Genomic DNA, 16,171 nt, shown 5'->3' with positions numbered 1-16,171 from the left:
AGCGGGTTGAAACTATCTTCACCGCTTCGTTTGCTAGCAGGCTGAGTGACTGAGTTATAGGCATTAAAAAAGCGCTTGCTGTTTCCAGCGAGCGCTTTTTATCAGTAGGTAACTGACTTGAATTCGAATGTCTAATGCCTGATATCTAATGCTCAGGTCATCAATCATTACTACGCAGCAAGTTCTTCTACATTGTTAGTTAGTAACATCACTGAGCTACGGCCGATCAAGTTATCGATACAGCGCTCACCTTCTGCGCCTAATAACTCACCAGCTTGTTCTTTAGCATGCTCAATTGCAGTGAAGAAACTAATGCCTTTTTGACTCGCACCACACAAGCTAAAGTACAGCTTTAACACAGCAAGGTGTCGTGGCTGTTTCATAGCAGCATTCCATGACGATTCAAGCAGTTCCAGTGATGTGAAATTTAACTCATCAACAAACAACTGACCGATACGCATGTCCAGCTTAGCTAGAAACTCGGTTTTACGAGGAAAATGATGACTGATCCCGGTTCGACTTATCCCTGTCGCATCTGAAAGCGTCGTGTAAGACATGGCTTCAAATCCGATCGTCAAAATTTGGTTTAAGGCTTCATCTAAAATGTAGTTAACTGTGCGTTCAGTTTCTACGCGTGAACGTTTTGCCATACAACTAGGTCTCTCTCATCTAATTTCAAAATGAGCTTACCAGACGGCATTAGAAATATCTGCTAACTAATTTCGATTTAACAACATTTTTAACCGCATAACATACCAGCACATAACACTTTACCGAACAATAGGCTTGTAAATAATTTTTTTGCTTTAAAAATCAAAGACTATCACTTTCACAATATGTTCAGTAAATACACAAAATTGTAATCGTAAATAAATGTTTCAAAGATCTAATATTTCACAAAAAGCTTACAGAATAGCCACCAAAATACACACATGTATAGCTTGTTAATCTATGATTTATAGCGATAAATTTTCAGCCATTACAAACTGACGGCTAAGCCAAAGCTGAGTTTTGTGCTTACCCATTAATTTAACGAGGGTTGGCGTTAAGGTATGGATCAACTGCTCTTGACGCCAAAACATATAGCGGGGAAGAATTTGTATGACATCATTACCAAAAGTGCGCTGCACTAAGCTTGTAAACTCGGCAAGCTCATCATCATTCCAGTTTGGGATTTGTGCCAACGCATCAGTTGCAAAACTCGCATACCCCGTAAAACTTTGCAGTATCTGCGGCGAATATGTCTGTAACAAATACTGCAACTGCGGCGCACTCCAATGGCTAATACGACTACTATCACTCATCATCGCCAAATTACGTCTATGCAATTGCTGCCAAATTAAATCACGCCCAGCTTGATCTCGCGCCATGTGCCAAAACAAGTACATATCGGCCAGCCACTCATGCTGATAGCGGGAAAGCCGCTCGGAAAACAAGGTATCTTGCAGCAGGATATTCTGCAGGTGCCCTAACTCATGAATAATCGATAGCTTTGTCTGCTGCTCAAGTGGGATGTGATAAGGAATGAGATCAACCACACCAATGGCGCTTAACTGAGGGGCTTGTAAGTTATAGATAATCACACCAAGTAAATCACTCTGCCCTAGATGCAGCACCATAGCATGCTTGAGCCCAAGCTGACGCTTTACCGATGCTGAGCTAAACAAAGCGCTTTGACTTAAAGCTGGCGACTGAGCGAAACACTCGGTTAGCGTCAGGGCAGAACATAGCAACACCTTGTGAGCATCTATATCAAGCCAGGAGTGAGACAGCTGGTGCGCTAAGTGATGGTCAATCTTAGCGATAATATCTTTGTGGCTGTAACGTGTTGCTATTTGACCACTTGAAACCGTGTCACTCATGTCCTGGCTACTGACTTCCTGGTTACTGAACTCCTGACTCATAGAGGTTGACCTAGCTTCGACGCTGATACTCTGTCCCACTGTATTTGGCGCAAGCATTAGATTTGATAAAACCAACATGAGACAAAACCACAAACGTGCACTTAGACTGAATAAGCCAGTCGCCAATAAGTTAACGCTCGCTAAACGAGACTTAATCTTGATCATCGAGCCAAATCCATTGGGCTAAGTTTTCAGCAGTGACGAGTGTTAAGGGCATTTTCAATTCACGTATCTTAGAAATTAACCATGATTGTAACCAATATTGCCCTAGAAATGAGTTAGAATAAGCATAATTTTTAATTGTTAGATGAGTGATTTGTGGTCGAGCAAGCTCAATTTTCGGCAAAGTTATGCCACCCAAAATATTGGCTAATGTGGTTTGCAGTAGGCATGATGCGTCTTACCTTATTGTTACCATTGCGCTGGCAAATGAAAATGGGCGCTGCGCTTGGTCGCGCAGTGCAAAAGCTAGTCAAAGGCCGCTCAAAAACGGCTCGGCGCAATTTAGAGCTTTGCTTCCCAAATATGACGACAGAGCAACAACAACAGTTGCTCGATGCAAACTTTGAAGAAACCGGTAAAGCAGTATTTGATACCATCAATGCTTGGTGGTGGTCTGATGCGAAAATCCAGCGCCACATGACCATTAAAGGCAAAGAGCATGTCACCAACAATATCGACAATGGCACGGGAGTGATCTTGTTTGCAGTGCACTGCTTACCATTGGAGATGGGCGCACGTATTTTTGGTCAGTTCCAACCTGGTATTGGCGTTTATCGCCCCCACGACAACCCGGTTATGGAATACCTACAGGTCAAAGGTCGTCTGCGCTCAAACAAGGGCTTAGTCCCTAAACGTGACTTAAGGCAAATGGTAAAGTCACTTCGCAAGCCTGACGTCATTTGGTACACCGCAGATCAGGATTTTGGCCCCTCAAGCGCAGTGTTCATCCCATTTTATGCTGTAGATCAAGCTGCCACTATTACTGGCGCAACCACCCTCGCTAAACTGGGACGCGCTAAAGTGTTGCCATTTTTTGTTGAGCGTAATCAAGATGATACTGGTTACAACATTGAGATTATGCCTGCATTAGATAACTTCCCAGGTGAAGATGAAGTGAGCGATGCCATTCGCGGCAATAAAATTATCGAACAGATTATCGATAAGAATCCAAGCCAATATATGTGGCTGCACCGTCGCTTCAAAACCCGCCCGCCAGAAGCGCCAGCTTCGTTGTACGATTAATGCTTGGCTAATCTGAACAAGAGAAACATAAACAACAATGCCCCTGATACTCACATCTGGGGCATTTTTTATGGGCAAGAATTACAAGAGCAACCAAAGCGAGTCGTCAAAACTATTGAATTTTGGCAGTAAATAAGTGACGATGCGCGTTAAGTAGTATTGCCCTCTCACTCAGGATCCAGACTGATACATGAACACCCTGTTTTCACGCTGTGCAAAGTTAGTAAAATCAACCATTAAACCAGCTATGATTGCGAGCTATGCTCTGTTAAGCATTGCAGCTCACGCCGTTGAGTATCGACTACCAACTAATGGCAATAGCGTGGTAGGTGAAAACCAGTACTATGTAGTACCTGAGGGCAAAACCACACTCGAAGCAATTGCTGCTAAATTCCAGCTAGGTTTGACCAACATGATGCAAGCTAATCCGGGTGTAGACCCTTACCTGCCTACTCCAGGTAGCACCCTGATTATTCCGCATCAACTGATCCTGCCCAATACTAAGCGTGAAGGGATTGTCGTTAACATTGCTGAAATGCGTCTTTACTACTATCCCAAGAACAGCAACAGCGTTACCGTGCTGCCAATTGGTATTGGTCAAGTGGGTCGCGACACACCGGAAAACTGGGTAACTAAGGTCTATCGCAAGCGCGCGAACCCTACCTGGACACCAACAAAAAACACCCGTGAAATTTACGCAGCAAAAGGTGTCACCCTGCCGGATGTATGGCCTGCAGGGCCTGACAACCCAATGGGCTTATTTGCTTTATATGTAGGAAACTTATTTGCGCTGCATGGCACCAATGCCGACTTTGGTATTGGCCTGCGTGTAAGTCAGGGTTGCGTACGTCTGCGAGATGATGATATCGAGCATCTATTTAATAGCGTGCCAGTTGGCACTCGAGTTGAGTTTATCAACCAGCCAGTTAAAGTCGCAGAAGAGTCTAACGGAGGCCGCTACGTTGAGGTGCACGAGCCACTATCTCGCACCCAGGAAGAGTTTGAGTCTAATGAGCCAGTAATGCTGGAACTGGACCGCAAAGTCACCCGCTTTATCGCCCATGCTGAAACTGACTCATTTGTGATCAAGCGTTTACTTGAGCAACGTACAGGCATGCCAACGCGTATTAATCCATGATACCTATAATGTTAGTGTCATGACGAAAGTTAAAAGGCTTTGTTGAGAAAGCCTTTTTTTATGGTTAACCTAAATCCATTAAGTTAAGTAAACGCCTTAGATTGCTAATGGATTGCCTGTGTTAAGTCGTGACAAACTCCCCAATATTGCCAGCCCTTTGTCAGTGCTCGTCAAGTCGTTACTATTATCGAGCATCTTTGCGGCCAGCACGCTTATCTCTGCGAGCGGCTATGCAGCTAATACTAGCCATGTACCTAATACAAACCATGCCCCTAATGCAAAAAGTGCCCAGCAGTGCCAGCTCGATAGTTTTGCCAAACCGCTATTCGAACTTGAACAAAACATCGAGTATCACCAGTTAGAAAACGGCCTTCGCGTACGTTTATTGCCGCAACCACAACAGCAAACCGTAAATATTTCAACCTTGTTTAATGTGGGGTCTCGCAACGAGCCTCAAGGGCAAACAGGCTACGCGCACCTGTTTGAACATCTACTATTCAAAGGCAGTGAAAACTTGCCTGGCGATGGTTATGCCCAGCAAATGAACCGCATTGGCGCCCGCTTTAATGCCAGCACCTTTTTTGACTTCACTCGCTATTATGCTCAGCTGCCAAAACAGGCTTTAGCGCTAGGCTTATACCTTGAGGCTGACAGGTTAAGGCGACCAGTTATCACCGAGGACACAATAGCCAACCAGCAAGGCGCTGTGCTACAAGAAATGGCTGGCGCGATTGATAACCAACCTTATGTACGTCAAGCCATGGAGTATTTACTCGAGCAAGTAAAAGGGACGCCCTATGGCCACGCAGTCATTGGCTCCAAGGCAGATTTAATGCAGGCGGACAAAGCTAGCTTAATGGCATTCCATCAGCATTATTATCGCCCTGACTATGCGCAAATGACCTTGATCGGCGCCCTACCTGACAACACGCTTGAACTCATCGAGCATGAGTTTGCCGATTGGCAAAAATCGACTGCAGCGCCCAGTAGATTTAATGATTTACAGATAGATGCTAAAGCCAGTCATGGCAGTATTGTGGACGAGCGCGGCCCATGGCCAGCGGTACTAATGGCTTGGCATACAGTAGGGCGCAATCATCAAGACGCAGAAGCTATCGCCCTGCTCAACCAATACCTGTTTCAACAAAGAGACAGTTTACTGGCAAGGCGCACAACGAGAGCGCAGCAAACCATGCTGCATTTATCTTATCCCTTAGCCCTTGAGCATCATGGCGTCGCCAATATCGTCCTAGTACCTAGAGCCAACGAATCTCTAGATGAGTTAGCAACCATTGTCGAGACACTTATTGATGATGTGGTAAAAAATGGCATTAGTGAACCGCAACTGTGCAACGTCAAAGCCGCCTATTTAGAAACTAAGCTCGCTAAACTTGCATCACCATTAACCCTAGCAAATATGCTTTCTAACAGTCAGTTACGGGACAAACGCACGCCACTGACTTCACCCTGGCAAAGAACCAATCAGGTTACCAGTGACGACATGGCCCGAGTTGCTGCCAAGTATTACCAACACAAAGCCGTTAGATTAGACATGCTCCCTGCTTGGTACATTCGCAGTGGAAAAACCTTGCTTGAGTGGCTACCTAAATCCTGGTCTCAATGGTTAGAGGAGCAAGCCTTATGATGCGAATTGGCTCTCTAATCCCCTTGATAAATAAACTCGCTGCCACCTTTTTGCTGCTAATGCTAGTTGCCTGCCAGCACAAACAGACTAATGGTGAAAGCTCGGTCCAAGTCGCTGCCAACTCAACAAGTGATAGCGCCGCTACAATAACCCCAACCTTGCCGCAATTTGACTCACAAGCAACAAACTTACCGCCCCTTGCAGCAAAGCTAAGCTATCAAAGCCCGCCCGCGCCACTCAGCCATAAGCTTAATGATGCTAGCTATCAGCATTTGTGGTCTCTGAGCCAGTTTCCCCTCTCAACGCATCGTTTTTCGCTAGTTGGCATCAGCCAGACGCGAGCCATTGCCAACCCTGATATTTTGCTTAAAGCCTTTGAGCTGTATGCGCAGCAATTGGCGCTCATCGAACAAGCAGCTCTTAGGGAGTTGGCAGTAGTCAATGCTAAACCAGAGCAAATTACACGCTGCCTAAATAGCATCAGTTTTTCAGCAACTTTGCACCGCATTGTCATTAGCATGCATTGTGAGGCGAGTTATGAGACCAAGCTAAAGCTCGCTAAGCAGTTGTGGCAGCAGCTAGCTAACTTGCAGACCAAGACAAAAGCTGGGGATAAGATAACCGGGATCAACCTTGATTTGCTTAAGCGCAAACTCAAGCTAGATAGTCATATTGGCGCCTTTACTGGGAGTGAGATAAACTTAGCTTATCGTAAGCGCCTGTTAGGCATTAGTCATCCTTACGCAAGCGAGGTGAATAACCAGCAAGCCATCGACAGCCTAACGATAGAATCACTCACTGAGTTGTTCGCCAGTACCTATCAAAGCCTGCAGTGGCACGTGTTTAGCACAGCAGGTTTAAAGGAGCCAACACGCGACGTTCAATTTCTAAATACGCAATCTGTAGTAAGGCATGCTCAAACTAAAAAGCAGGCTAACCGTTCTGCAGATACGCAAAACTTGACCTTAAAACCCATTGCCATTATCGACAAGCCAGGCACAGTCCAGACTCAGCTGCGCATTGGCTATTTGTTTGCAAACTCGGTCACTGATGCGCGCTACAACCGCCTAGCATGTGAGTCATTGGCCGCACTACTTGGCCGCTCATACTCAGGACGCTTGTTTTATGATTTACGTGAAACGCGCGGGCTAACTTATGGCGTCTACGCCTATTGTGTCGATGCGCCACTTGGGCAATACCTCACCATATATGGCAGTACAGACAAAGCTGATACCACACAGTTCGTTAGCGGCATACTGCAGCACGTTGCCTTGCTGCAACGCCAATCACCTCAAGATGCTGAGCTCAAAGCGCTAAAAGACTATTTGCTTGGTAAACAACAACTGAGACATGATAGTCAGCGCGCGGTTGAAAATAGCTTTTTAACCCCATGGATTATGGGGCAAGTTGCACAAGGAACTGAGCTGCAAGATCGCGATCAAGCTTTTTATGATGCACTTGAGCAACTTAGTGCAGATGAATTGTCTCGCTTTGCTCAGCTATACCTAACCAACCCCGTCATCGTACTTAGAGGCGATAAAGATGACATTGCCAAGCCGCTGGTTAAAGGCCTAGAGGCATTGGCTAACAGTGGCGTGTTGGACAATAAATTGTCGGCAGACAAAGTGCTGGAAGTAGAAAGAAATAACTGGAAAATTGAAGAAATAAAGCCCTAAACGGGCGCTATTTACAGGGCGAACGCATGAGTAATTAATTATTAGCCATACACTAAGGGTTAAAGAACTTTGATTGCGCAAGACGCCGTATAATCATCCCCTAAGGTTACGTTAAGGGCTCCGCTTTAGCATCCCTGCTAAAGAGGCTTGCTTACTCAAAGCTCATTAATCCCATAAGAAAACGCACGAGAAATGCTCATGATCTTGCCCTGGCGCTATTTATCCTTACAAGTGAGGCTAAGCTTCAACCATTATGACTACTGACCTGCAGTATCATCTTGCACTGCAGGTTGTGGGTTATCCGAGCTATCTTTTTCTTCATTAAACAATTTAGGCTCAGCCACTTTTTCCAGCGCCTCTGTCGCTTGTTCAGCCTTGTTTTCAATACCGTCTGCTAACTCATTTTGCACGCTGTCTGCGCTCTTAACTACCGCACTTGCAGTTTGAGATGCTTGAGTAACCGAAATCGGCGCTCGTTTCTTCTCGGTTTGCGCGTTGGCATCAGGCGCGGCAAACAATTTCGGCTCACTGGCTTTTTGAACAGCAGAAACTGTTGGCTCTGCAGCCTCTAAATCATCTGAAGCCGCGCTTGTGTTTTCATCGCTTACAGCATCGTTGGCATTTGAAGTCGGTTCTGACTCAACTTCTGGCTTCGCTTGAGACTCGACTGCTGGCTTAGCTACCGGCAAAGGTTTTGCTGTTTGGGACGTAATCGTTGACGGTGAGGTTAACGGCGAAGCTGAAGTTGAATTAGTCGAGCTAGTCGATTGCAGCATTGGCCCGCCAATGATGTACACCACCACAGCCAGCATAGCGATAACGGCCACTAGGTACTTGGTAGGTAACTTATTGCTTGAACTTGACTCTGTAGCTAGTTCATCTGCTGCATTTGTTGGTGATTTAGCAGTGCTAGAGGAGACGCTAGCGGCATCGATACTTGCGCCAGCAGTTTGCGCTTCAAATCTGGCGCCTAAGCTATCGCTACTCTCAGCGGCTGATTCAATCTTAGGCGCAGGTTTACTAGATTTTGCGGCCTTGACGGTTTGCTTAGCTTGCACTGTGGTTTCGTCATCAGCAGTGTCATTAGCCTCAGAGTTGACCGTAAAATCTGGCAAGGTATCGGCATCAGGCCCTTTGGTGCGCTTACCAATAAACTGTCCGCCGTCATAGATTTCCATCTGATGGCTGGAAACCTCACCATCAACCACACCTGAGCTAACAATAATCAGCTTGTTGCAAAACAATTTACCTTTGAACTGACCACAGACTTTAACGCTTTGGCAATAAAGCTCACCTTCAACAAGGCCGCCTTGCTCAATCACAATATCGGCGCTAGAACGGATCACACCATTGGTATGCCCTGCAATCGTCGCTGGACCTTGAATATCCATCTCCCCTTGCAGGTTCATTTGCGCGCCGATCACTGTGGCTTGTTTGGCCTTGCTATTCATTACCTTGTCCTTGTGGGCAATCAAACTAAAGACAAAATACTAATCTAAAATGCATGACATAAAAAGCGTATAGCAGTCTGATTTGCTGCTCATCGGTATCAGGCTCAAATTGATAGTTCAAATTAAGCAGACTTATTAAGCAATTGTTTTCTAACAATAAGCCTCACTTCCTGAGGATTGATGGGTTTAGTGATGTAGTCTTCCGCGCCAAGATTTAATGCCCGCTGCGCATCACTGATTTCGGTTTTGGCAGACACAAATAACACTTTAATGTGCGCTGTTTTCGGGTCGGCTTTAAGGTACTGGCACACCTCAAAACCATCCATACCTGGCATCATAATATCGAGCAGAACTAAATCCGGCTGAGGTTTACGCGCTGCTATCTTCAACGCTGCCTCACCGCTAATCGCCGCTTTGACTTTATATTCGGGTTTGAGGACGCCGCTAATCACATCGATATTTTCCGGCGTATCATCAACGACTAAAATAACTGACTTACTCATGCATCAACCAGCCCAGCATCTGTAGTTTGCACACTGTTTTTAGCTTGCTCGCTGTGATCAACTAGTTCGCTGGGGCCAATTGGCTCACTGGTGTTAATTGGCTCGCTGATGTTAATTTGCTCATCGGTACTTTTCAGCGACATCGCCAAATCCTCGGTCGCAATAGTCTCAAGTAACTCACTGGCGGCGTAGTAATCATAACCTCCAATTAACGCAGACAGTGCATTAAACCTAGCAAGCACATCTTGGTTAAATGTAGCTTCATCATTGACTATCCAAGGTAAAACTTGCTCCATCACATCACTACTGTCAGTGTCATCATCAAGTAATAAGCGATATAACTCAGTAATTAGCGACTGTAGCTGCTGATCTGCTATGGATTTATTATTCAGGTTTTGGGTGATTGATTCCGCTTGTTGCTCAGTATCATCAGTGCCCAAACCTTTGCAAGTATCCACATCTAAATGCACTTTTATATCGGCAATAAGCGCGTCAACTTCGACACCAATTTGCTTAGCTTGCCGCTTGATTTCAGCACTATCAGCTTGAGATTCACAGGCAGCCTCTAGCGCTTTCGCCATCGCTTGAATACGCAGCGCCCCGATATTGCCCGCAACACCTTTTAGCGTATGCGCGTAGCGCTCAGCCTCAACAATAGAGCGCGCTAAAACATCAGTAAATTGCAGCTCAAACTCAGTATTTGCACGAACAAACTTAGCCAACAATCTGCAATACAACTTACTGTCATGCTGGCAAATGCTCAGACCAAGCCTTGTATCTAGACCTACAATAGTGATTTGAGCGGCTTGCTTTTCACATGCATCCAAGAGTGCTTGCTCAGTTGCAGGTTGCACTGTTGGTAACATTATTGATTGTTCAGCAGGCTTCTCAATAGTGTCATTACTCTTAATATCACAGGCTTGCAATACTGCTTCATCAGGCGCAGCACTTGTCCGTTCAACCCACTTGGCAATGGTGCGGAACATGTCCTTCACGCTAATAGGTTTAGCAATATGGTCATTCATACCAGCATCCAATACCTTGTCTTTATCACCCACCATGGCATTTGCTGTCATGGCAATGATAGGTATTTGCTGCCCGTCAGCATTAGTTCGTATGGCCTTGGCGGCTTCATAACCATCCATGACAGGCATTTGGCAGTCCATGAGAACGGCATCAAAACTGTGTTGACGCATGATTTCAAGTGCCTCTAAACCATCGTTGGCCACTTCAACTTTAAGCCCATTGCCCGTCAATAGCTCGTAGGCTAGCTCCTGATTAATGTCGTTATCTTCTACCAGTAAAATGCGCGAACCTTTAAGTTTGCGGGTATCGTTATTAAAAGAATCAATCGCCCCTAAACCTGTCACTGCATTGGCCTTAATACCATTTAGCTTATTAATGACAGAACTCATTAAGCTTGGAGCAAGCACCGGCTTATTAAGCAAACAATCGGGTGATAACTTATCTATTACACAATCTGCTAGCGCTTGCTCACTGCCACCCACGGTAACAATCACTGGTACCGCTTCTAGACTCTGTTTGTGTAATACTTCTTCGCGTATTTCAAGCGGTGCATCCGTTAAGGAGTGAGCGTCAAGCACAATCAAGTCAGCGTTAGCGACACTGCCTGTAGTCAATAATACCTTGGCCGAAGCCAGCGAAGGTTGACTGCTCACCTCACACCCAAATGACTGCAGCTGGCTATCAAGTACTGCCCGAGCGCTTGCACTATTATCGATAGTTATCACTCTCAGTCCTGCCAGTTTCGCTGGCACTTCTGGTAATAAAGGTCTATGAGTTTGTGTGGCGAAACTAGCTGTGAAGTGGAAACGACTGCCGCAATTTACCGCACTTTCAACCCCAATAGTGCCAGACATCTTTTCGACCAGAGATTTACTAATCGCCAATCCGAGTCCTGTACCACCATATTGGCGCGTGGTTGATGAGTCGGCCTGGGTAAAGGAGTTAAACAGGTTTTGTTGTTGCTCTTCACTTAAGCCAATGCCCGTATCTTGGATTTCAAAGCGAAGACATACATGCCCAGCGCGCTGCTGCTCAACTCGCACCTTAATCATCACCTGACCACTGTGAGTAAATTTTACTGCGTTATTACACAAGTTAATCAGTACTTGCCCAAGGCGAAGTGGGTCACCAATTAGGTTATTGGGGATTGATAGTGGCGCATCAATGAGTAGCTCAAGGCCTTTTTCTTCAGCTTTTAAGCCAACGAGATTACTTAAGTTTACTAGTACATCATTAAGCTCAAAACTCACCTGTTCTAGCTCAAGCTTACCGGCTTCAATTTTCGAAAAGTCGAGAATGTCATTGATAATTCCCAACAAAGACTTAGCTGATAGGTGCACTTTATTGACAAGGTTTTGCTGCTTGCGGTCAAGCTCAGTCTGCAGGGCTAAATACGACATGCCGATAATCGCGTTCATTGGCGTGCGAATTTCGTGAGACATATTGGCAAGGAAGTCGCTTTTCGCTCGATTTGCCTTATCTGCCATATGACGGGCGCTATCCGCTGCCTCTTTGGCTTCATCTGCCGCTTCGCGAGCACGCACCAATTCAGTCATATTGGTGGAAATACCGCCCACAGCAATGATTTCGCCGCGCTCATCCATAATGGGGAACTTGTGGGATAAATACACCCACTCGACACCGTCTTGCTTCATCCGCTCTTCAAAGGTAACCGTTTCACCGCTTTCAATCACTTCACGATCGTTTTGCCGCAAAGCGTCAGACTCTTCTTGGGTAAAAAATTCATAATCGTCATGACCAACGGCATCTATACCCTCTTTGCCAATCAGCTGATTCCACTTTTCATTCACCAATAAATAGCGACTCTCAGTGTCTTTTAAAAAAACCAATGCAGGCGAGTTATCCAAAACGGTTTGTAGCAAATTTCGGCTTTCAGCTAAGGCTTTTTCAGCGGCGACGCGCTCACTGGTATCGCGCAGTGAGCTAATAACGCGCAGTTCATCTTCGGTTTCAATCAAGCTCAGCTTAACATCAACCGGCACCTGCTCACCCAGTTTGTTCAGGGCAAACAAACTCAAGGTTTTATCACTGTCATATTGATTACCGCGAATGGTAATGGTGCGGTGACGATTAAAGTAAATATCGCGTAAATGAGTGGCGAACAGATGATCGACTCTTAAGCCATGCAGCTCTTGTTTACTAAAGCCTAAAATATCGCAAGCCTGACGGTTTACCATAGTTACGCGCCCTTGCTCGTCAGATACAATCATGCCATCTGGCGCCGACTCAATCAGGCTATGCAGCTGCGCCTGAGATCTTTTCAATTCAAGCGTTCGGCGCTCTACTCGGGTTTCTAACTCATCACGGGCATTAAGCAATACGCCATTTGCCCTTGCACCAATCCAATTAGTAAATGCGGTTAAAATCAACATCACTAGCAGTGAAATGCCTAACACGCCATAGAGTGTGTTGCGTGATAGATAATAGCCTCTAAAGCCTCATCTTCATCAATCTCAACCACCAGACCAAATTTGAATTTATCATCCCACAGCCAGGCTGAAATCGTGCGATAACCTCGGTAATCAAACGCACCATCCACATTGATACCGTTTTCGCCCAGTACAATACGCTGGGCCACTTTAGTTAATGGCAGAGGCTCGCCATCAGAATATCGCCAACCTTTATCAAGGGGTTGGCGCGGCACGGCAAGACGAAGATTAAGAATGCTCGACTCACCTCTTTGCAGTAAGTTGGCCTTGATAATGTCTTCGGTATAACGGCTTTCAGAAATCATCATCCCCCGCTGATTAACGGCGTATGTTTCACCTGTATGACCGATTTGCGTCTCCGACAAAATATGGTCGAAAGTTTTAAACGGCTCGGCCTTTGCCACAATGGCTGCGACGGGTTCACCCACATCATTTTCTAGCGGCGCAATAAAGTACATCTGCACCTTGTCGTTATTGACATTGCGCAGTGGCGGCACAAAAGTGGCACTACCGTCAGACATTTGTTGCTTGATCATGGGGGCTAGAGCCGGTAAGTCGGTACTGTTACCTACCAGAGCTTTGCCATCTTTATTCACCACCACCAGCTTCCATTCTTCTTGTTGCAGGTGATATTTTTCGTTAAGTTGCTCCAAAAGTGGTTGATGCTGCTGAGATGATTTAGTCTTGCTGATAGTATCTGCAAGATAGCTCAAATCTTGGTCGTGAGAGACTAAATCAATCAATTGGATGCGTGCATTAATCCAGGCATCCAGCGCGGTCTTGGTGGCATGCAAGGTGGCATCAATCGACTTTCCTGCCTGCAAACGTGCAATTTGCTCTTCTTTATTTAGCGACACCCAAGTGAGAGACTGCACCACAATAATGGTACAACCGATGCTAATGACGCCAAGAAAACGCATACGACCAGAACTATAAATCGCCATTGCATCACCGCGAGTGCGGCTCATAAACCAAGCGACTATTGAGAATGACAACACCACCACAAGGGCAATGAGTATCATCCGCTCGACCGGCACACTGTCAACGCGCTTCATATCAAGGCTATTGCTAACCCCTTCAAGCTCAATCCCAATCCATTTGTTGCGAATTGTATTGCGCTGAGCAGGCGTAATATCGGCTAATACCTTGTTCAGAATCGAAACTAACTGCGGCCAGTCTTTACGCACGGCAAAAGACAATTGATAGTTGTAGTTGGTCACAAAGTTCATCTTGAGATTATCTAACGCCATCTCATGAATACTGTCTAACGTAGACAGTTTGTTCGCCAACAAGCCATCAACTTTACCTTCGGAGACTAAACGTAAGCCGTCATTAATGGTGTCGACGTACCGATATGTTTGTTGTGGATACTGCTTAGTAACCCAGTCTGTACTTGAGTAGCCTTCAATAACAGCTAAGGTGCGATCGCCAAACTGCTCAAGATTTAGGTAGTTAGGTTCTTTTCTACGGGTAATGACCACAGCAGGTACTGTCATATGCGGCTGAGTAAATGACATATGTTGCTTGCGCATCTCTGTTGCGGTTGCTGAAGTCAAAATATCAATTTCGCGCTTCTCTACAGCAGTAAGCGACTCGTTCCAGGTGTCAGTGGGTTCAAGCTTAAAATTAACGTTTAGTTTTTCACTAATTAACGCTAGATAATCCGACATCATGCCTTGATGCTGACCTTGTTCATCAATGTACTCAAACGGCCGCCAGGCAGGGTCTGATGCAAAGCGAATGGTTGGGTGCTGGCGCAGCCACTCCAGCTCTGCAGCTGTCAACATGGTATTTTGCAGCTGCTTTTGCGCCACGGTTTCAGGGTTAAACCATTTTGATAAAATCGCTTGCCGTTCATAGCGGGTAATGCTGTTAATGGCTTTGGCGATAATGCCGTGTAATATTTGCTGTTCTCTGTGCACAAACATGCGCAAGCTATTGTGATCTAGCGGGCTAGCAAACGATCTCACACCGGTAATTTGATTCTCGCGGATCAAAAAGTCCACAACACTTTGCGAGTCCATCAAGGCATCAACTTCACCGCGCTGTAATCGCTCCATACTGTCTTGCAAATCGCGCGTTTCAATGACAATGACATTAGGCAGTAACTCTTTAATTTTGGCGATATTTTCATAGCCTGCTGGGATCGCAAGCGTTATATCGCTTAGCTCATCATAGTGTTGCAGTGTGCTGTTGGCGCGCACATAAATATGGTCACTTAATATCAGGTAGCTTGGGGTATGAATCGCTAAGTTATGGCGCTCTTGGGAATAATAAGCCGCAGCAATTAAATCAACCCGCCCTTGGTGAAACAAACGCTGTACATCTGCATAGCTACCGGGCTCAGATAACGTGAATTTGAGACCTGTTTTATCTTCAATGAGTTGTAAAAAATCATGGCTAATACCTGAAACCTGCCCATGCCTATCTTGGTACATAAACGGCGGCCAGCTAATCTCATTACCAATCACCACACTTGGGTTATTGGCTATCCATTGCTTTTCTGACTCGGTTAATTCAATTAGATGTAAACGGTTTTGTTGCTGCTTGCGCTGCACTTTAACGTACTGCTCAAGCTCACTGCTAAGCTGCTGGGTTGATTCAATTAGCCTAAGCTTTTTGTCTTTAAACTCGGCTGACTCAAGATACATTCGCGCTTTAGCAAACTGACCTTGGTCAACAAGCTCAAATACGTAACTATCAGCTTCCAATAGTTGTTTTGCATGCTTTAATAAAGCATCTAGAGTGGTGGGGGCAATATGAATATAGTCAACTTTAGTTTGAGCAATGGTTTGCTGAAACTGCTTGAGGGCAATACGATGTTTGTCGTACCACAACTCGTTACCTGTATAGGCATACATGGCCATCATGCGATTTAGCAGTTCAGTTTGGTAGAGAATTTCGCGATTAGATTGAGCAAGGTGAACAATTTGCTCATCGTTATAACTGACCCTTTGACTGGTATGAGCCTGAGCTTGGCTGATGAATTGACCCGCACCAAGCAAAGCGGGAAACCAAATCATCACCCCCATAAAAAGGATGACTCTAGTAAAACTCGACCACATTAAAAAGTACCACTCTAACAGCAATTAATCTGAGTTAACTCAGCCAAATAACTGAGTAATAGCCATGT

At 45.5% G+C, this 16,171-nt stretch carries 10 protein-coding genes; 4 read left to right on the top strand and 6 right to left on the bottom strand.

Annotated elements, in window-relative coordinates:
- Positions 1 to 170: 170 nt before the first annotated feature.
- Both EXU30_RS14270 and EXU30_RS14265 read right to left on the bottom strand, forming a co-directional pair.
- The gene (locus EXU30_RS14270; RefSeq protein ID WP_130601129.1) at positions 171 to 650 is read right to left on the bottom strand and encodes a TetR family transcriptional regulator; all 480 of its coding nucleotides are present in this window, start codon (positions 648 to 650) and stop codon (positions 171 to 173) included.
- A gap of 306 nt (positions 651 to 956) precedes the next feature.
- Positions 957 to 1,904 carry a hypothetical protein gene (locus tag EXU30_RS14265; RefSeq protein ID WP_130601127.1) on the bottom strand — a complete coding sequence of 316 codons (948 nt, stop codon included), beginning with the start codon at positions 1,902 to 1,904 and terminating at the stop codon, positions 957 to 959.
- Positions 1,905 to 2,222: 318 nt separating this feature from the next.
- On the opposite strand from EXU30_RS14265, the gene EXU30_RS14260 reads away from it, so the two are divergent.
- The 4 genes from EXU30_RS14260 (at position 2,223) to EXU30_RS14245 (ending at position 7,608) form a co-directional block, all read left to right on the top strand.
- The gene (locus EXU30_RS14260; protein ID WP_130601125.1) at positions 2,223 to 3,149 is read left to right on the top strand and encodes an LpxL/LpxP family Kdo(2)-lipid IV(A) lauroyl/palmitoleoyl acyltransferase; all 927 of its coding nucleotides are present in this window, start codon (positions 2,223 to 2,225) and stop codon (positions 3,147 to 3,149) included.
- A gap of 247 nt (positions 3,150 to 3,396) precedes the next feature.
- A complete protein-coding gene (locus EXU30_RS14255) occupies positions 3,397 to 4,287 on the top strand; it encodes a L,D-transpeptidase family protein (RefSeq protein WP_207234131.1) in 891 nt (296 codons plus the stop codon).
- A gap of 118 nt (positions 4,288 to 4,405) precedes the next feature.
- Complete coding sequence (locus tag EXU30_RS14250; RefSeq protein WP_242620216.1) at positions 4,406 to 5,932, top strand: M16 family metallopeptidase; 1,527 nt, start codon at positions 4,406 to 4,408, stop codon at positions 5,930 to 5,932.
- Positions 5,929 to 7,608: a M16 family metallopeptidase gene (locus tag EXU30_RS14245; protein WP_165399025.1), complete on the top strand. Its 1,680-nt coding sequence runs from the start codon at positions 5,929 to 5,931 to the stop codon at positions 7,606 to 7,608. The genes EXU30_RS14250 and EXU30_RS14245 overlap by 4 nt, the downstream gene beginning before the upstream one ends.
- A 257-nt stretch (positions 7,609 to 7,865) precedes the next feature.
- Here the strand turns inward: EXU30_RS14245 and EXU30_RS14240 are convergent, their stop codons facing one another.
- The 4 genes from EXU30_RS14240 to EXU30_RS14225 form a co-directional block, all read right to left on the bottom strand.
- Positions 7,866 to 9,059 carry a polymer-forming cytoskeletal protein gene (locus EXU30_RS14240; protein WP_130601119.1) on the bottom strand — a complete coding sequence of 398 codons (1,194 nt, stop codon included), beginning with the start codon at positions 9,057 to 9,059 and terminating at the stop codon, positions 7,866 to 7,868.
- 122 nt (positions 9,060 to 9,181) lie between these two features.
- Entirely contained in the window at positions 9,182 to 9,562 is a 381-nt protein-coding gene (locus EXU30_RS14235; RefSeq protein WP_130601117.1) for a response regulator, read from the bottom strand.
- Complete coding sequence (locus EXU30_RS14230) at positions 9,559 to 12,981, bottom strand: hybrid sensor histidine kinase/response regulator (RefSeq protein WP_242620415.1); 3,423 nt, start codon at positions 12,979 to 12,981, stop codon at positions 9,559 to 9,561. Before EXU30_RS14230 ends, EXU30_RS14235 begins: the two co-directional genes overlap by 4 nt.
- Positions 12,982 to 12,998: 17 nt before the next feature.
- Positions 12,999 to 16,061, bottom strand: coding sequence for a transporter substrate-binding domain-containing protein (locus EXU30_RS14225; RefSeq protein ID WP_165399024.1), 3,063 nt, complete (start codon positions 16,059 to 16,061; stop codon positions 12,999 to 13,001).
- Positions 16,062 to 16,171 lie beyond the last annotated feature (110 nt).

Source organism: Shewanella maritima, assembly GCF_004295345.1.
Taxonomy (GTDB): Bacteria; Pseudomonadota; Gammaproteobacteria; order Enterobacterales; family Shewanellaceae; genus Shewanella; species Shewanella maritima.
The sequence above is the reverse complement of the archived record's forward strand: the minus strand, read 5'-3'. Positions and strand labels throughout refer to the sequence as shown.